The organism is Nocardia sp. 852002-51101_SCH5132738 (assembly GCF_001665695.1).
Classification (GTDB): Bacteria; Actinomycetota; Actinomycetes; order Mycobacteriales; family Mycobacteriaceae; genus Nocardia; species Nocardia nova.
Genome location: NZ_LZML01000124.1, coordinates 1 through 17,175, shown reverse-complemented (window position 1 = coordinate 17,175; position 17,175 = coordinate 1). Strand labels below are relative to the sequence as shown.

General features: G+C 65.6%; 20 protein-coding genes and 1 tRNA gene. 18 read left to right on the top strand and 3 right to left on the bottom strand.

What is annotated here, in order from left to right:
• Positions 1-137 precede the first annotated feature (137 nt).
• The 18 genes from A5789_RS18245 to A5789_RS18165 all read left to right on the top strand — a co-directional run bounded on the left by A5789_RS18245 (position 138) and on the right by A5789_RS18165 (position 13,963).
• A complete protein-coding gene (locus tag A5789_RS18245) occupies positions 138-386 on the top strand; it encodes a helix-turn-helix domain-containing protein (RefSeq protein ID WP_064901153.1) in 249 nt (82 codons plus the stop codon).
• Positions 383-556 (top strand): hypothetical protein, encoded by a 174-nt coding sequence (locus A5789_RS36660; protein WP_156773018.1) that lies wholly within the window; start codon positions 383-385, stop codon positions 554-556. The genes A5789_RS18245 and A5789_RS36660 overlap by 4 nt, the downstream gene beginning before the upstream one ends.
• Positions 544-846 carry a hypothetical protein gene (locus A5789_RS18240; RefSeq protein WP_064901156.1) on the top strand — a complete coding sequence of 101 codons (303 nt, stop codon included), beginning with the start codon at positions 544-546 and terminating at the stop codon, positions 844-846. The genes A5789_RS36660 and A5789_RS18240 overlap by 13 nt, the downstream gene beginning before the upstream one ends.
• Entirely contained in the window at positions 843-1,154 is a 312-nt protein-coding gene (locus tag A5789_RS18235; protein WP_064901158.1) for a hypothetical protein, read from the top strand. The genes A5789_RS18240 and A5789_RS18235 overlap by 4 nt, the downstream gene beginning before the upstream one ends.
• The gene (locus A5789_RS18230; RefSeq protein ID WP_064901161.1) at positions 1,151-1,528 is read left to right on the top strand and encodes a hypothetical protein; all 378 of its coding nucleotides are present in this window, start codon (positions 1,151-1,153) and stop codon (positions 1,526-1,528) included. Before A5789_RS18235 ends, A5789_RS18230 begins: the two co-directional genes overlap by 4 nt.
• Complete coding sequence (locus A5789_RS18225) at positions 1,525-2,607, top strand: hypothetical protein (protein WP_064927314.1); 1,083 nt, start codon at positions 1,525-1,527, stop codon at positions 2,605-2,607. The genes A5789_RS18230 and A5789_RS18225 overlap by 4 nt, the downstream gene beginning before the upstream one ends.
• On the top strand, positions 2,604-4,640 hold the full coding sequence (locus A5789_RS18220) for a hypothetical protein (RefSeq protein WP_064927312.1): 2,037 nt from the start codon (positions 2,604-2,606) through the stop codon (positions 4,638-4,640). Before A5789_RS18225 ends, A5789_RS18220 begins: the two co-directional genes overlap by 4 nt.
• Positions 4,641-4,679: 39 nt before the next feature.
• Positions 4,680-5,300, top strand: a complete 621-nt coding sequence (locus A5789_RS18215) for a hypothetical protein (RefSeq protein ID WP_064927310.1) — start codon at positions 4,680-4,682, stop codon at positions 5,298-5,300.
• Positions 5,300-5,812: a hypothetical protein gene (locus A5789_RS18210; protein ID WP_064927308.1), complete on the top strand. Its 513-nt coding sequence runs from the start codon at positions 5,300-5,302 to the stop codon at positions 5,810-5,812. Before A5789_RS18215 ends, A5789_RS18210 begins: the two co-directional genes overlap by 1 nt.
• A gap of 49 nt (positions 5,813-5,861) precedes the next feature.
• Complete coding sequence (locus tag A5789_RS18205; protein ID WP_064902786.1) at positions 5,862-6,251, top strand: hypothetical protein; 390 nt, start codon at positions 5,862-5,864, stop codon at positions 6,249-6,251.
• A 42-nt stretch (positions 6,252-6,293) separates the two neighbouring features.
• Entirely contained in the window at positions 6,294-7,838 is a 1,545-nt protein-coding gene (locus A5789_RS18200) for a hypothetical protein (protein ID WP_156773017.1), read from the top strand.
• A 3-nt stretch (positions 7,839-7,841) separates the two neighbouring features.
• Positions 7,842-8,207, top strand: a complete 366-nt coding sequence (locus tag A5789_RS18195) for a hypothetical protein (protein WP_064902992.1) — start codon at positions 7,842-7,844, stop codon at positions 8,205-8,207.
• Positions 8,208-8,214: 7 nt separating this feature from the next.
• Positions 8,215-9,225: a toprim domain-containing protein gene (locus A5789_RS18190; RefSeq protein ID WP_064902990.1), complete on the top strand. Its 1,011-nt coding sequence runs from the start codon at positions 8,215-8,217 to the stop codon at positions 9,223-9,225.
• A 46-nt stretch (positions 9,226-9,271) separates the two neighbouring features.
• Positions 9,272-10,273, top strand: a complete 1,002-nt coding sequence (locus tag A5789_RS37370; RefSeq protein WP_197516647.1) for a sigma-70 family RNA polymerase sigma factor — start codon at positions 9,272-9,274, stop codon at positions 10,271-10,273.
• A 753-nt stretch (positions 10,274-11,026) separates the two neighbouring features.
• The gene (locus A5789_RS18180) at positions 11,027-11,707 is read left to right on the top strand and encodes a hypothetical protein (protein ID WP_064923029.1); all 681 of its coding nucleotides are present in this window, start codon (positions 11,027-11,029) and stop codon (positions 11,705-11,707) included.
• 202 nt (positions 11,708-11,909) lie between these two features.
• On the top strand, positions 11,910-12,395 hold the full coding sequence (locus A5789_RS18175; RefSeq protein WP_228792816.1) for a phage N-6-adenine-methyltransferase: 486 nt from the start codon (positions 11,910-11,912) through the stop codon (positions 12,393-12,395).
• Between the two features lie 163 nt (positions 12,396-12,558).
• The gene (locus tag A5789_RS18170) at positions 12,559-13,683 is read left to right on the top strand and encodes a hypothetical protein (RefSeq protein WP_064923027.1); all 1,125 of its coding nucleotides are present in this window, start codon (positions 12,559-12,561) and stop codon (positions 13,681-13,683) included.
• An 82-nt stretch (positions 13,684-13,765) separates the two neighbouring features.
• Complete coding sequence (locus A5789_RS18165) at positions 13,766-13,963, top strand: hypothetical protein (RefSeq protein ID WP_064907277.1); 198 nt, start codon at positions 13,766-13,768, stop codon at positions 13,961-13,963.
• A gap of 25 nt (positions 13,964-13,988) precedes the next feature.
• On the opposite strand, the gene A5789_RS18160 is transcribed toward A5789_RS18165, so the two are convergent.
• From A5789_RS18160 to A5789_RS18155, 3 genes are all read right to left on the bottom strand, one after another.
• Positions 13,989-14,309: a hypothetical protein gene (locus A5789_RS18160; RefSeq protein ID WP_227462905.1), complete on the bottom strand. Its 321-nt coding sequence runs from the start codon at positions 14,307-14,309 to the stop codon at positions 13,989-13,991.
• A gap of 141 nt (positions 14,310-14,450) precedes the next feature.
• On the bottom strand, positions 14,451-16,244 hold the full coding sequence (locus tag A5789_RS36655) for a pentapeptide repeat-containing protein (RefSeq protein ID WP_155525706.1): 1,794 nt from the start codon (positions 16,242-16,244) through the stop codon (positions 14,451-14,453).
• 621 nt (positions 16,245-16,865) lie between these two features.
• Positions 16,866-16,938, bottom strand: a tRNA-Arg gene (locus A5789_RS18155).
• Between the last annotated feature and the right edge of the window lie 237 nt (positions 16,939-17,175).

Below are 17,175 nucleotides of genomic sequence, written 5' to 3'. Positions count from 1 at the left end.
GTAGGCCGTTAACCACAGCGGGGGGCAAAAAACGGCCCATCAATGTCCTCTTGTATGGCCTTTTTTAGGGCGTTGACTGCATCCACTCTCAGATATGACCGGTTTTCAACCGATGTCCAACAGAGGGAGTGGAAGTCATGACAAGTTCGCGGACGCGCAAGGACGCGGAATCGCGCGATGTGGTGCTGATCAGGCTGTCGGAAGCGGCAGCACTGGTGGACGTGCACGTGAAGACGTTGCGCCGCTGGATATCTCAAGGAAAGTTGACCGGGTATCGGTTGGCGTCGAACCAGATCCGCATCGATCGGGTGGAGCTGTTGAACCTCGCGCGCCCGATGGCGACGGCCGAGCGGGTCGAGGGTTTGGCATCGCAGGCGGTGTCGTGATGACTCGGATGCCTCTGCTTCTAGCCGTCACGATGATCGGTCTGTATGCGCTGGTCACGTCCCCAGATTTGGTGATCGGGATTGTGATCGCGGCTGCGGTGTTCGTGTTCGGGCTGCGCTGGCTGGTGTCGACGATGTTCCGTCGTCCGCGGGGGATGTGGCGGCGATGAACAGTCTGGATTTCACCCGCCACCACACGGGGTTGGCGGCGTTCGGGCGGCCGGAGTTCGACGCGGCTGGGCTGGTGCAGGCGGGAATGTATGCGACCCCGCCGAAGTGGCGGCTGATCGCGTTGGCGGCGGCGGTGTGTTTCGGCGCCGGGATCGTGTTCGGGATCATGCTCGGCCAGGGCAGCCCGACTTATGCGCCGTCGCCGAATGTGTGTCGGGCGGACGAGGTTTCGCGGATCGATTGCGTTCACGTCGTCCCGACGACGGCGGAGTCGGGGGTGGCCCGGTGACCGGCGAGAACGATCGTCGCGCTGTGTTGGCGCGGGTGGCTGACGAGGCCGAGGTGCTGTTCGAGAAGTTGCGGTTCTACGAGGACTGCGTGATCAGCGCGCCGGCGGATCGCAGCTACGACTACGCGGTCTACATGACCGATCCGACGGCGAACGCGGACGAATTCGACCGCCAGTTCGACGAATACGTCGCCGGGATGGAAGACAGTCTGGCTCGGATCACCGAGGCGGTCGAGCGGTTCGTGGCCGCGAATCGCGCCGAGCTGATCGAGCTGGGCATCGACTACCTGCCCGGGGTCGCGCCATGAGTACCGCGTATTTGGACCCGGAGGGCAAGCGGTACGGGGTGCCGACGTGGCCGTGGCGGATGGCGCCGCAGCATCTGCGCACTTGGCGGCAGCTGGATGCCGAGGGCCGCCGCCCGACCAGCGAATGGCAGGCGCAGGTCCGCGGTCGCGGGCGTCGGCAGGCGTATCTCTACGACGCGCAGCGGACCCGGCCGAAGCAGGAACCGACCGAGGCGCAGCTGGAGTCGCTGCGGATCGCGCGGTGGGTGCGTTCGGCGCAGGCGTGCGAACGCCGCGGGATCGACGCGGAAGACATGCGCGAGCTGATCGAGGCGGCACGCGCCGATCTGGCCGCCCGCCGCGCTACCCGACCTGGAAGGGAGCGAACCCGATGAACCACAACACGAAGACCGACGCCGCGGATTTCGTGGCGTTGGAGCGCCGCTACCGCCCACAGATCGTCGCCGGTCTGCGAGCCGCCGGGCTGTCCTACGGCGAGATCCGCCGCACCCTCGGTATCCCGTTGCGGCAGGTCGAGAAGCAGTTGGGTGAGGCCGCGGCGTTGCGGGCGCAGGGCTACAGCGTGGCCGAGATCGCCGCGGAGCTGGGTGTGCCGGCGGGGTCGATGGGCCGGATCCTTCCGGGCCCGCGTCAGGACACCGCGACCGAGCGCCAGGCCGAGGTGTTGTCGGCGACCTCGCATATGCACGGGCTGCAGATCGATGTGCTGGCCGAGTTCTTGAACGTGCACGAGTCCAGTGCGTACGCGATCGGGCGGGTGTTGGTCGACAACGGGTGGGCGTCGCTGGCGAAGGTGCAGCGCGGGCGGGCGTGGCTGTATCCGAAACGCGATGTGGCAGCACGCTATTTGGGGTGGCGGCCCTCTGAGTGGGAACCGCCGCTGATGTTCGCCAACCACTATCGGGCGGTGGCGCAGGCCCGCATCATGCTGGTCGGCTCCGACCCGCAGGCGTGGGTGTCCGAGCGGGTGCTGCGTCACGAGGCCGGCAAGCGGCTGCGCGCCGAGGCCGAGGCCCGCAACCGCAAACCCGTGCTGGAGTTCAGCACCGGCCGCGAGCCGATGCCCAACCGCCCGCACGTGCACGACGGCTGGTTCTGCGGAGTCATCGACGGCACCTACGGCTGGTGGGCCCTGGAAGTCGAACTGACCGAAAAGGACCCCAAACACCTCGATTCCGCGCTGGCCGGTGCGTTCCGGTCCGCGCGCGACGCGCAGCCCCACCGGCTGGTGGGGGTGCTGTATCTGTGCCGCACCGAACGCGTCATTGCGGCGGTGACCGCGGCGAAGAAGCGACTGCCCCGCGAACTCGCCGACCTTCCCCTGTTGTTCGCCGTCGGCGACTTCGACGAGCAGTGGGAACAGCACACCGCCAAACGCCGCGCCATGCGCGCCGCGAAGGCCGCGAACCGCCACCGCGACAACCTCATTCGACTTTCCAAGGAAGCATCATGACCAGCGACTGCACCCCCTTGATCACCCCGGACGACTGCAAGGACGCCTACACCACCCCGGTTCCCGCGCCGATGTCACCGGCACCGGGCAGCAGCGCCCCGTTCGGCAACCTGCACCCCGAAGCCCCTCCCGGCACCCCCGCACCGGTCCGACACGTGACCGATCAGGTCGACCACCACATCACCGGCCTGCACATGCCCGACGTCTCAGCTGTCGAGCACGTGGTGGCGAATTCGCTGGTGGCCGGTGTGGTGGTGGTCGCGATGCTGATCCTGATCATCGGCGTCGCCTCCGCACTCCCGCTGGCGCCGCACCGCTTGCGGAACTTCGCGTTCGGATCGCTGGTGCTGCCGGTGTTGTCGGTCCTGGCCGGCGGTTCCTGGAGCACCCCGGCCTCTCTCTTGTGGTCGGGTGCGGGGCAGGTCGCGGCCGGTGACTTTTCGGGGTTGCGGCTGATGTTGTCGCTGGGGGTGCCGGTGGCGATGCTGGCCGCAACGTATTGGTGGGCCAGTTTCGTGCTCAAGACCAACACTGTCGGGTTGAAGTCGCTGGCGCGCACCGAACGCATGCAGGAAGCATTGACGGTCCGCCGGGCTCGTGCGGCGGTGCGCGCTGCGAAGCTCGGCGCCCCCTACAGTGCCGGCGCGAACATCGTGCTGGGCACCCTCGCCGACCGCACCGACATCAAAACCCCCGGGCTGATGCGGGAGCTGACTGCGCGGCATCAGCACTGGATGACGGTGCCGCACAAAGACATCAAGCGGCATCAGGCGATCATCGCGACCACCGGCGGCGGCAAAACCGAGCTGATCAAACGCCACGCCCTGGCGACGTTCGAGTACGAGTGGCGGGCCTGGTACCGGTGGAAAGACGTACCCAAGATGGCGGCCAAGCACCCCAAGCCGCAACTGGTACTGATCACCTGCAAGGGCGGCCAAGACGACCTCGAATTCGGGCGCGAAATCACCGCTCTGGCGACCGCGATGGGCGTTCCCGCCCACGAGATCGCGACCGTCGTCCCGGGCGGGGATCGCCTGCACATCTGGGATATGCCGGCGCGGGACCAGCGCGCGGTGCTCAGTGAGTTCCTGTCCTCGGGCCAGGCCAGCACCTCGGAGGGCCAGCACTTCGACGACATGCGCAAGCGCATCGTGTCCTTGGTGGTTGATGCCCCGATCGGGCCGCCTGGCAGCCACGTCGAGTTCCTGGAGCGGCTGAATGAGCACAAGCTGAAGGAGATTTGGTCGAACGCGCCGGATGTGGTGCGTCAGGTCAACGCGTTGCAGGCGGAGAAGGTCCCCCAGATCGACGATGCGCTGATCAAGTGCAGCAACCTGTTCGACCTGCTCAAAGACGATTCCGGCAATGTCGTGTTCGACGGCGGCCGCAACATCGACGAGCTGTCGGTGCTGTTCATGACCGTGCCCGGACTCGACAAGGACGCCGCCCGCTCCCAGGTCGCGGCCACCCTGCGCATGGTGATGCAGCGCGCCGGCCGCAAACGCAAAGACCAGCGACGCTCGGTCACCCTGTACCTCGACGAGGCCAGCGCCCTGACCACCAAACAGGGATCACTCGGGCTGGAAGAGATCGCCGAACGCGGCCGCTCCCAAGGCGTGGCGATGGTATTCGCCGGACAATCCCCCGAATCCCTCGCCGCCGATAAGTGGTCGCTGGATCGGCTGCTGAAAGCGTGCGCGGGCGGGGTGTTGATCGGGTACGGCGAGAACTTCGGTGAGCTATGCAAACACTTCGGATCCCGGCGGGTGATGCTGCCGTCTCGGCACCTGATCAAGGGCCAGCGCCACGGCGACGAAGGCCAGGTCTCCGTCGGTGAGAAGTGGCTGGTCGACCCCGACCGGGTCCGCCAGTTCGAGACCGGCGACTTCGTGTTCGCCAAGAAGGGCCGCGCCTTCTACGGCCGCATCGTCCCCCTCGACACCAAACGCCTCACACCGCTTCCCGGCACCGCCGCTGCGAAGAAGACCGCCACACAGCCCGGTATCGGCGGCACCGCCACCGCCGCCGCGTAACTCATCCATCTCTTTCGAATTCGATTGGAGCACAACGTCATGCGCATCATCCGAGACGACGACGGACACGACCACAACGACGACGACCGGCCCAAGCGGCTCGAAGACTTCGCCGCGGGCGTGCCCGCTGACGAGGTCGGCAACCTGATCGCCGACGAAGTCAGCGATTTCCTCGCCGCCGCCGTCCGCGCCACCGACCGCACGCCTGCCGCATCGGCCGAACCGACACTCGCACAGCACAAGCCGGACCTGCGACTGGTCCCGAGCGTCGTCGACGACGAGGAGCACGACACCGAGCACACCACCGAAGAAGCCGGCACCACCGGCTCCAGTGGCCGGGCCCGGTTGCTGACCTCGACCGCGGCCAGTTCCTCCCTTGTGGTCACCGCCGCCGCACTGGCCGGATGGGGACAGCCCGCCGTCGTCGCGGTCCCCGTAGCCGGGTACGGCATCGGGTGGCTGGCCTACCTGTGGTGGAACGCCGCCCTGCGGCCCCCGCTGCCCGTCGCGATCGCCACGATCGCCACCGCGCTCGCCCGCGGCAGCGCCGCGTTCGCCCGCACTCTGGTCGGCGCCGTCACATGGCTGACCAGCCGCGCCACCGCGGCCCGGTCCCGTCCCGACGACGCCGCCACCGCGACAGCGGAGGTGGCCCAGTGATGCCCGGCGACATCACCGGCCGGGCCGAGCCGACGGTGTCGGTCACCGATATCGAGTACTGGCTCGACGAGATGGCGACCCTGTTCTGCTCGCACGCAGCCCAATTCGCGTGCGAAGAACGCGCCAGCGCCCTCGGGCTCGTCGACGCCAACGACGCCGAGCACCACTGGCGGGACGGGCTGATCCGCGGCATGTGGTACCAGCTCGCCCAAGCGTTCGTGTGCTCCCCACTGCCGTGGGAATCCACCGGCGCGCGGCTGCTCGAGATCGACGCCACCGTGCCCGAGCAGTACCGGATGCTGCACATCGACCCCGACGCCGGCCACGAGTACGGCTTCACCGCCGACAACGCCGCCCGCTACCGCGCCTCGCTCGCGTTCACCACCGCCAGCCAGATCGTCGGCCACACCGCCGAACAGGCGCTCATCGACTGGCAGTTCAGCAAACAACTCCTCGGCCTCTCACCCGACGAGCCCTACCCCGACGACCCCCAATCCCTCGGCGCCGCATAACCCGCACGCCGAGCCCGCAAGAAATCCAGTGGAAGGAAGCCGAAAAGCCATGAACCACAACGACTACCGAGAAGACCGAATCCCGCCCGATCCGATCCGCACCGCCCCGGTCGATCTGCACGGCCGCCTGCACGATGTCGGCGACCGGATGAACGAGATCCGGCGCGAGCTCGCAGAGATTCGCCGCGAGTACCGGACGCTGCGCCGGCACCCCGATGCGTTGGAGGTCGACACCCTCGGCGCCGAGATCGATCCGGTCGAGGCGACGGACGCGGTCCTGGACGACCTCGACCGCGTCGACGAGCGGGTGCGCGTCGCCGAGCACGCGTTGGCCGAGACCCGCGGCCGGTACGCGTCCCGATTGAAGCTCACCGACCGCGCCGCCGACGAACTCGACCACCGCAACCGCCAGCGCGCGCCGATCGAACGCACCCGATAACCCGAACCCGAAACCGACTGTCACTGAGAGGAATTGACCGATATGTCAGACAACGAGATGGATCAGATCGGCCGCGAATCCTCGCGAGCACTGCGCGAGATTCTGAACGTCGCCCGCACCTGGATCGAGGCGCACCGCAACCGCAACCGCTACAGCGGGGTTCGCAAGCTGACCCGCCGCGAACGCCGGGATCTGGCCGAGGCGGTGCGTATCGAGGTCGGCGAGCGCCGCATCGCGGGCGCGTGGGCGGACCTGCGGGTCAGCGACTACCACCGCGAGGCCCGCGAGCTGGACTGGGCCCGCACCCACATGGATTTGTCCCGACCCGACAACCAGCAGTGGCTGGCCGAGCGGACCGATCGCCTCGATGCCATCCGGCACCGCATCGAGCACACCCTGCACACCACCGCTCTACCGCTGGAACAGCGCGGACAGGTGGTCCAGGCCCTTGATCAGATCGAACGCCGGCCCGCCGCGGTGCGGATCGAGCGACTGTTTACGCCGCTCGATGACCGGTCCGCGCTGGCCGCGCGTGAAGCCGCGGTGACCTCGGAGCGCCGCACCCAGCAGCGCCAAGCCGAGATCGAACGTGACCTGGCGGCCCAGCGTGAGCAGCAGCAGCGCACCGAGCAGGCGCGCCACCTCGATACCGAGGCGGCGCGGTTGCGGGCCCAGTTGGCCGGCGTCGAGGCCCGCCGCGGCGAACTCGGCACCGATGGTGCGGCGCCGTTCGTGGCATCGGTGGGCCCGGAGGAGTACTACGGCCGCGACCACGATCCCGCGTTGGCGTCGGTCCCGCACCAGAACCGGCCCCGCACAGCGAGTTTCGTTACACGCGAGCAGGCCCAGCAGTGGGTCGCCGACCGATTGAGCGAGTACGAGAACGGCAGCAGCCGCCGCGACGGCCAGTTCGTCGCGACGATGTGGGATTCGCGCAACCCCGGCCCGACCGGGCAGTCCGCGACCGGCCCGCTCGGCATGGTGCGCGACGAGGTCACCACCTGGGGATCGCAGCAGACCCAGCAGTGTCCGCCGGACCAGCCCACCGAAACCCGACCGACGCAGGCGCACCTGGTCGCAGCGCCGGAACCCGTTGCGCCGGAAGCGAAGCACCCCGACCGGCTGGCCGAGATCGAGCGCGAGGTGCGCGGGTTGCGTGAAGACCGTGACCAGCTTGCGCGGCGGGTGGAGATTCTGCAGCGCGGTGTCGACGCGGTCACCGCAGACCGTGACGACCACAAACGGAAGCTCGCGGCCGCGACAGCGCAGGTGGAGGCGTTGAAGAACACCAACCTGGCCCAGGCCCGTGAGCTGGAAGACCTGCGGCAGAACGGGTTGCGACTGGTAGAGGTCACGGTCGAGCGCGACAAGTACAGGACCGAACGCGACGAAGCGGTACAGAAACTCGCCCACGCCACACCACGCCAGGACCGCTACGGCTCCGAGGAACGCGTCGACATCGAGCAGACAGCCCGAGAGGACACCGCGCTCCGCGATGGGGTTCGGCAAATGGACAACGGCAGGCGATACGAGCCGATCCCTCGCCCAGCCCGCCCGCATCGCAACGGTATCGAGCGGAGCCGATAACCCATGCAACGCGAACACGAAGAAGCCATGCGCGCCGACTTCGCCACCTACACCGACCTGGAACGCAAGATGGCGCGGCCGCGGGTGACCAGCTACGAGATCCAGCTGTGCGACATGAAGCGCCACGCCCTGGCAGAGCGCTGGGAAACCGGGCCGCACGCCGATCACTGGGCCTTCCTCGAAGACGCCTACCACGATTGGCGCCGCAACCCCGAGACGATGGAGCGCTTCCGCGCCGACATCGCCCACAACCTGGAGCTGGACGGGCACGTCGGGCTCAGCGATGTGCAGCTGCGCAGCCTGGAACAGGCCCGCACCCTCACCCAGCAGCAGGTTCAGCGGGCCGAGCGACCGGTGCGGGAGCGGTGAGCCGGTCATGGACGAGCGCAGCGAGTGGGGCCGATCGTACGAGGTCGTCACCGACGCATTGAGCAGCCGGATGGGGCCGCCGAAGTTTCCGCGGGGCCCGATGCAGTGGACCAACTACCTGTGCCCTGTCCACGAGGCCGACGGCCACCATCACAACCCGTCGCTGGGAGTGCGGTACGACCCGCAGCAGGGCAAGACGATGGTGCGCTGCTGGGCCCGTTGCGATGACGAAGAAGTCCTGTCCCGCATTGGATTACGGGTGCGCGACCTGTGGGACCGCCTGCCCGAACGCGACCCGAACCGCCGCACCCAGCGGCGGCCGGGCCGCCCTACCCCGACCACGGCGCCGGCGCCGAAGTCGCGGGTGGACAAGGCCATCGACTACGCCCGGTTCGCGTTCCCTGCACGCAAGGAGATCGGGCAGCAGATCGCGGAGCCGGAGAACGTCGAAACCTATGTCTACCGGTGGCCCGACGGCCGGGTGGAGGGTGCGGTGACTCGTGTGCGGACCCCGCACGAGCACGGGGACGCGAAATCGTTTTGGCAGGCCCATTGGACCGGAACCGAGTGGGAACACACCGGATTCGCGCCTGTGCCGTTCCGGCTGCCCGACGTCGTCGAGGCCGTCAACGCCGGCCGCGAAATTTATGTGTGCGAGGGCGAGAAGGACGTGCAGCGCGCGTTCGAGGCCGGGCAGATCGCGACCTGCAACGCGATGGGCGCCGGGAAATGGACCCCCGACCATGCCAAATGGCTGCGCGGGGCGGGGCGGGTGATCGTGGTCGCCGACCGCGACCGCCCCGGATACCGCCACGCCAACACCGTCGCCGAGTCCCTGCACGGACGAGTCGGTGAGGTGCGGGTGATGCAGGCCGCGGCCGGCAAGGACCTGTCCGACCACCTCGATGCTTTCCACCGCATCGACGAACTCGAACCCGTCCCGTATCTGGATCGCCACTTTCGCCAACCACCACAACACGAACGGACACAGGCCCGGGGGCTGACGCGTAGCCGGTGACCCCGGTGCGCTGACCCAGCAAATCTCACGAGGAAGGAACACACCAATGTCCGGCACCGAATTCCGGTCCGGTGCGCAGGCGGTGCGCAGCGACGATGCTGCGCACCACCGCGCAACCGCCAGTGCGCAGACCGGTGCGCAATCCAATCATCAGCCGATGCGGGCGTGGCCGGTGCTGCTTTTGGCGTTGCCCGCGTTCGTCGCGATCTGGTCCGGCTGGGTCGGGCTCGGGCAGCTGACCGGGTTCGGTCCGGTTCATCCGCTGCCCGGTATCGCCGACTCGTTCACGATCAACACCGCGATCACGCTGCCGATCGGCATGGAAGCCTATGCCTCCTACGCGCTGTATGTGTGGCTGGGCAACCGCATCCGATCCGAGGGAACCCGCAGGTACGCCAAGTATTCCGCCTTCGGCAGTCTCATTCTGGGTGCGGTCGGTCAGATCGCCTACCACCTCATGCAAGCCGCGAAAATGCACTCGGCACCGTGGCCGGTCACCGTGCTGGTCGCCTGCCTGCCGGTCGGAGTCCTCGGCATGGGAGCAGCGCTTGCGCACATGATCCTGCGTGAGCACCACGACACCGACGACGTGCGCACCACCGATCCGGAATCCGCATTGCCGGTGCGGACCGGTTCGGAGCGGATCGACGCCGATCCGGAGCCGGTGCGCAGGGACGAGCCGGTACACAGGGTGTCGGTGCGGGAGGTGCGGACCGAAACCTATTCGCAGTCGACAGCACTCACCGCGCAACCGTCGCTGCCGGAGATCGAACCGGCCCAGCGCACCACGATCGAGCCGGAGGGTGCGCAGGATCGGTGGGCGCAGGTCGCCGAATCGGTGTGCGGTGCGGATCCGGCCGGCCGTCGCGATCCGGAGAAGGTCGCAACCATTCTGCGGCTGAAGTTCGAGCAGCAGTGGTCGCACTCGCGCATCGCCGAGCACGTCGAACTCAGCCCGTCCGCGGTGACGCGCACCGTGACCGCGGCCAAGGAACTGACCGCCAACGTCGGTCTGGTGGGAGGTGATGAGGAGACGCACCCCGAATGATTTTCCGAGCCCGCCGGGGCCCGTTCGGGAGCCGGTCGAGCACGGTAGCGAGCAACCACAGCAGTAGGCCCGCCCAGCATCGCTGGACGGGCCTACTGCTGTGTCGGGCAACGATTTTCAATGCGGAACCAATGCGGAATCAATTCGGAACGAATGCGGAATCAATGCGAATGGGATTCCGATTGGATTCCGATACAAGATCGCTGTGACCTGGGTGTTTGGTGTCGTCTCTCCTCCCGCCCGGCCGCCACTCTCTACCACCACTGAGAAGAGTGTGGTTGTAGAGAGTGGCGGCCGGGCGGGAGGAGAGCCAACACCAAACAGTTGGGAGACAAAGGGAACCAGAAGAAGGGGGAGAGGACCACAAGGGGAAGAGAGACCATAAAAGGGGGTTGGGTGGGTGCGTTGCGTTGGTAGAGCTGGGCGCGTGAGCATGTGCGACTCCTGCGGAGTCGTGTTCGCGCGCGGGACGCGCTCAGTGCGGTGGTCGAGTCATGTTGTGTGCGTGCCGGTTTCGATCGATGACCACAAAAGGAAGGTTCGGGCGGGGCGCGTTTGATGCATATGCGTCAAACTGGTGGTTGTTGCGGATGCATCAACGGGGTTTTGACGCGCATGCATCAAAGCTGCGGAATCGGCGGGAGTTGACGCGTAGGCATCAATTTCTGTTGTTGCATATGCGTCAAACCTGTTGCTGTGCACAGTTTTTCGGTAGAATTGATGCATATGCATCAAGCCCTTGGGGAGGGTTTCATGAGTTCCATTGCCAGTGATTTGGCGACCGCAATCGAATCGGTATGGGCCGACCTTCGCACCCGGCATCCGGACGTGCCCGACGTCGTCGTCACGATGGCGTCCGGATCGGCCGGCCGGCGCGGGTTGCGGCTCGGCGCGTTCGGCGCCGACCGATGGGAACACGGCCAGCAGGTGCTGCCCGAGTTGTTCGTCGGGGGCGAGGGACTCGCGTTCGGTGCCCGCGACGTACTGGCCACGCTGTTGCACGAGGCCGCCCACGGCGCGGCGCGCACGCGTGGAATCTCCGAGACCAGCCGCGGCGGTGCCTACCACAACGGGAAGTTCCGCGACCTCGCCAACGAATTCGGCTTGCACGTCGAGCGCGACCCGCGCATCGGATGGTCGACCACCACGCTGCCCGAGCCCACCGCCGAGCAGTACGCCGACGAGATCGCCACCTTGACCGCGGCGATCGTTGCGCACCGTCGGTCCGAACACGACCTCGCCGCGAAGGACGGGGACGGCGAAGACGGCGACGGGAAGGGGAAGGCGCCGCGCAGTGGTAGCGCGTTGGTGTGCAGTTGCGACCCGGTACGTCGTGTACGGGCCCACAAGAAGACGATCGACGCCGGTCCGATCCTGTGCGGCATCTGCAGCCAGCCCTTCACCGTGCCGGTGGCAGAGGGCGGCGATGCGTAGCGCACAAGTGCAAGCGCGTTACGAAACCCGTTACGAAGAGGAGGATGCGGTGGACCGTTGCGGGATGTGCGGCAGTGGAATCGAGTCGCCGGAGAATGGTCGGCCGCGCCGGTTCTGTTCGAATGCGTGCCGGCAGCGGGCGTATCGGCGGCGGCAGCGGCGGCCCCGTTCGCGTGGGATGGGTGGGCATCAGTCGGCCCGGATGGTCACCGACGTGTGGCTGACTCCGCCGGAGATCCTGGCCGCGCTCGGTCCGTTCGATCTGGATCCGTGTGCTGCACCGGACAGTCCGGCGCAGCCGCGTCCGTGGGCGACTGCTGCCCGCCACATCTGCCTGCCCGAGGACGGCCTGGCTGCAGATTGGGCGGGACGGGTCTGGCTGAATCCGCCCTACAGCCGTGAAGCGGTGAAATGGATTGCCCGACTGGCTGATCACGGCACTGGCACCGCCTTGGTCTTCGCGCGCACCGAGACGAGTTGGTTTGTCGAGCATGTCTGGAAACGCGCGTCGCTGCTGCTGTTCCTCGACGGCCGAATCCACTTCCACCGCCCCGACGGCACCCGTGCGAGTGAGAACGCCGGCGCACCGTCGGTTCTGGCCGCCTACGGTCCCGAAGATGCCCAACGCCTGCACACGTGTGGCCTCGAAGGGACGCTGACTGAACCGTCCCGGATCCGTCTGGCCTGAACAGAGTTCCTTGTCAACAACTGGTGCCCTTCCGCTGCCTGTAGCGATCGGACCGGCGGTGTTTGTCGGTGCCTCGAGTTACCTTCGGATACAACGTGTTTCGGTAGGCCGCAGGGGGTCGAGCATGGTGGCGTCACGCGGACGGGTGTGCCCGGGGAGTGAAATGACCGCGGCGTTGGGCCCCTACGGCGTACTCGTCGACGTCCACGACGACGGCGTGTTCGACGACTGGGAAGCCAAGCAGGGACTTCGCTGCCTGCTCTGCGGCAACAAGGTGGAGCCATACCACTCGCGAGTCGGGAATCCCTTCCTTCGGCACGGCAAACGGACGCCGGCCGGTCAGATCCCGATCGGAGGGAAGGGGTCGGAAACCTTCGACCATGCCCTGCTCAAGTACTGGACCCGCGACCGGCTCGAGCACTACGGGCTGTCCGACGCCACGGTAGAGCCCCACATCGGTGACCAGTTTCCCGATGTCTACGGAACCAAAAACGGAATCGCCTACGCCGTCGAGGTGCAATGGAGCCACCTCGACCTAGACACCGCACGTGCGCGCACCGAAGGACTGCGCGCGGCCGGATGCGACCGCGTCGTCTGGCTGACCCGCCACTGCAACTGGGTCGAGAAGCTACCCGCCGCCGGCGTCAGCGACTTCCGCCCCGCCATCCGCGGCGGGTACGAACTCCACACCGGAGTCCTCCGCCACCAACCCGCGCGGCGAGGGCCGGGGACACGGATGGTCGTGGCCCGCTGGCCGCTCGACCGGTTTTTACTGGACTGGACCAGCAGCAGCACCGACGAACTCGCGTGGGCATACAGCACCGCCACAACCGCAGGATGGGCCACCGTGACCGACTGGGAACAACACACCAAAGACCAAGCACACGAAATCGCCACCAAGAAGCGGCAACTCGCCGACGCCCTCGCCGAACGCGACCAACTCCGAACGGACCTCCGCGCCGCACGCGCCACCGCGAACAGTCATGCCGAGAAGATCGACGAACAGGCGCAGACGATCACTGACCAAGTCAGAACCCTCGGCGACCGGGACAGCACGATAGCTGACCAGAAGAAGGCGATCGGACGCGCCGCCGCCGAGAACGACCGGCTCACTTCCGCGGCCAAGAAGCTGCTGGCGATGAATTCCCAGGCTGAAGAGGGCCGAAAGAAGTCGGCCGCCGAGATCGAACAACTCAAGCGCACAGCCGCGAGGCTGACGAACACCTGCATCGTGTTTGCCGTGTTGTGCCTCGTCCTGGCAATCGGCTGGGTCATTTGGCTGGCCTGAACGCGGATTGATTCGTATGCATCAACACGACAGTCGGCCGGCGCACCCGAGTCGGCACGGCTGATCCACCGAGGAGGAACGTATGCAGCGCAACATCTATGGGGCCGATTGCGTCGACTGCCAGCGGTTCGTGGGAGCGAAGCAGGGGTTTATCTACAGCCCGGGGAGCGCCAACATCGTGGTGTGCGAAGAGTGCGTGTACGCAGGCTACGGCATCCATAAGGGCTGGCTGATCGAACTGGAGCTCACACGCCCAGAGGCTGAGCCTCCTGTCGGCTAGGACGTGCCTGCAGTTCCGGCCGAACTCACCTCGCCGGCGATATGGCGGAGGCTGGGCACCACTGCATCACGGGTAGCTTCCCGCGGCCGTTGCCAGTCCACAGGACCATCTCGACGAGCCCAAGCCAAGTACCGTCGGCAACGCGAGCCCAGGCCTGCAGGAGTCCTGGTACATCGTCTGTCAGTTTCAGGCCGCCGGCCTTGATCTTCATCGCGATCTTGTTGCGTCCGAATCCTTTGAGCGCATCGGTGGGCATTGCCTTACCCAGGTTGACGACGACGGGTCTCGGCGGCGCAACAGTACGGCGGAGCGAGGGGCTGAACTCGTCCGGCCAATCATCGAACATAGGTTCGAATCGTAGTCGGCTTGTCGCGCGAGTTCGGCTGCAACCTCGATGCGGGCAGCCAAGGTGGGGCTGCTGTGGTGGATGCCGATCACCGGACTGGTTTCCGTGGCCGGCGCCTGGGTCAGTTTCGTGCCGCCGCACTTAGCGTTTGATCCTCGCTCGCAAGGCCACCACGGCCAATGCCAGTAATCCTGGGCAAACGAGGTGCAGAGCCCATGCGAGCCAGGTTCCTCCGTGGCTGGTAGCGATCGCGGTAGGTGGACGCCAGAGCAAAGAAATACTCTGCTGTGCTGCGAATTCCAGTGCCTCAGGGAAGGGAACCGGTGACTTCGACGGTTTGCTGTACACGAGAGTGCCGTTGTCGAAGTTCAACGCGGTGATTCGGCCGGGTGTGACGACTTGCGCAAAGGCTGGCTGATGATAGAGAACTCCAGCGAGTACCAGGGTAGCGACCAAAATCAGCAGTGCTCTCGATGCCCGCAACCCGTAGCCGGAAATAGCCCAGTACGCGTTCAGGAGCCATCGGTCGAACGACCTTGGCGCTGCTGCGTGACGTCGCATCTCCATCTCGCCGTAATAGAAGTCGGCCGCACCGGGCTCGTTCTTCGTGTCCTCGAACGACTTGCGTAGAGAACGGTAGATGGCCGCTATCTCTCCCGGTGAGGGCACGTCAAACGGCGGGCCGGTGTTTGTTCGGCGGGATTCGCGCCAGAGGTCTTCTTCCGCGATTGTGTCCCGGCGTGTCCGCAGAAGTCTGCGAGGTCGGTGAAATGTACACTCGTGCCCGATCCTGATCTGCTCGAGGTTGTGGGCGTCAGCAAAGCGGCAGTTTCCCAGCGAAACCTTGGTGAGCGCCAGCTTCGCAACGGATGCGCGGCGAAGTGAGCGTAGTTCGCAACCGGGAATCTGCCGCACTGTATTTACAATTTGTTCCGTGAAGGCATTGGACCGATTGATGGCATACTCGCGAATGTCTTTTGCGAGCGGGAAACTATCCAGGGTGTCTAGGGGGATCGGGAAGGCGACGCGGTCGCTCTCGTCTAACTGGTAGCTGGTGACTATGCTGGGTCCTTGAAAGTCTGCTTCCGTCAGGTCCAGCGTCTCGGAGCGTACGGAAAGCTGTGTGCCTTCTATAGATCGCAACCGGCGTGCTGTGACGGTTTTCGCCATGACTGTTAGATGCCCACGTTTGCGAAACGTCGTATCGGACAGGTCGATATTATTTCCAGTCCATAGACCGGGGTTTGGATCATCGAACTGCGCGCCGTTGAAATTCCACGTCTGCGCTACCGCATCAGTGAAGCGTGCTTCGCCCGAGAAATGGGTTCCCGTGAATGTGGCATCGTTAAGAAAACGAGAGCCGCTGAAGTCAACGTCGTGAAACTGACCTTCCGTAAAAGTGGCCCTTCCAGTGACGATCATGTGATCAAACCAGGCTTTTGCCAAGAGTTCGGTATTATCGAACATCGCCGATCCCCAAATTGAGTCACGAAACCACACCGGCCTTAGGGTGGTGCACCCTGTAAATGCAAACGCATCGACGGTGGACGCGACGAGTCCGACGTGCGCCGAAAAGACGCAATTAATAAATGTGAGGGAACCGGCTTTCATCCCGTCGGCGTGGACTTCTCCGCGGATGAAACACTTCTCAAGGTACAGGATGTGAATTTGCTGACCCGTCAAGAATAGGGCTCCATCGATGATAGCCCCTGAGACATGCACCGAGGTGTTTTGATTTCGATCGAGTAGCTTCTTCAGGAAAGAGGCGCGGATTACGTGATCGTCACTCCATTTCTGCATATCCTCAAGAGTGAGTTTGCGATCAGGCTCCTGGTTGGTATCGGACGATACCAACCGGCACATGATTCCCTGGTTTACTGCGGCGGCCAGCTTCGTTTCCGCTGGGAGCAACTTGGAGTCGGTATCCTCTGTCATTAAAGCTTTCGACCTTAATTCACTTACTTGTGCGTTCAAAAGCGGCCCGGTCTACACGGCGCGTATCTCACCGCCGCTTGGCCAGACTTCGTCAAATGGCAATCTGCTGCGAGAAGGTTTGGAAACGTCGCTGATCCGAAATCGGGTTGATCAGTACCCCTGCGAGCCGCTTTCGAGATCGCTGATCGCTCCCATCGTCGAAACGCACGGCCAGGCTTCACCACACCGTGGACACGGTGAACCGGTAACGCCTTCGTGGTCGAGGAGGCGCTGGTGGGTGTGACGCCACCACGCCGCCTTATCGCCGCGGTTTGATGGGTCGCTGGCCAAGTCTGCGGACCTCCGCAAGGCCCACCGGTACTTCGTCACCTCATCCACCGGCGAATGTTAACCCTTAAGGTGGCACCTTCCGGAGAATGCCGGGCGTGTCCCCGTTGGTGAGGCGCGCTGAATCGGACACAGAACGCGATGTCGGATGCCCGACACGAAAGTGACGACGCACGGCCTGGCGTGTGCTCCCCGTTGCTCCGAAAAGGTCACATTTGAGCCTGTCAGCCTTCAGCATCTGGCATGCATTTGGCACGCGGCGTGCGAATCTGCCTGAAAACGCAGGTCAAGCTGTGCCCTCGGCAGGATTCGAACCTGCGACACCCGCTTTAGGAGAGCGGTGCTCTATCCCCTGAGCTACGAGGGCGCGGACCGTGCGCGGAATGTGGAAAACCCCGTTTCGCAACGGAATTCGCACCTGCCTCGCAGTGGTCCACGATGCCTGTGCCTCCCGGGGGTGACGATCAGGCGTGGTCAGTCTAGCGTGTGGCGGGCCGGTGGCCACCCCGCCATGGGGCGACCGGTCTCCGGCGCCTCAATGCGGCAAGGACAGGAAATCCTCGACCGGGCGGCGCGGGGTGGGCGGGACGAAGGTGTCGTGGGG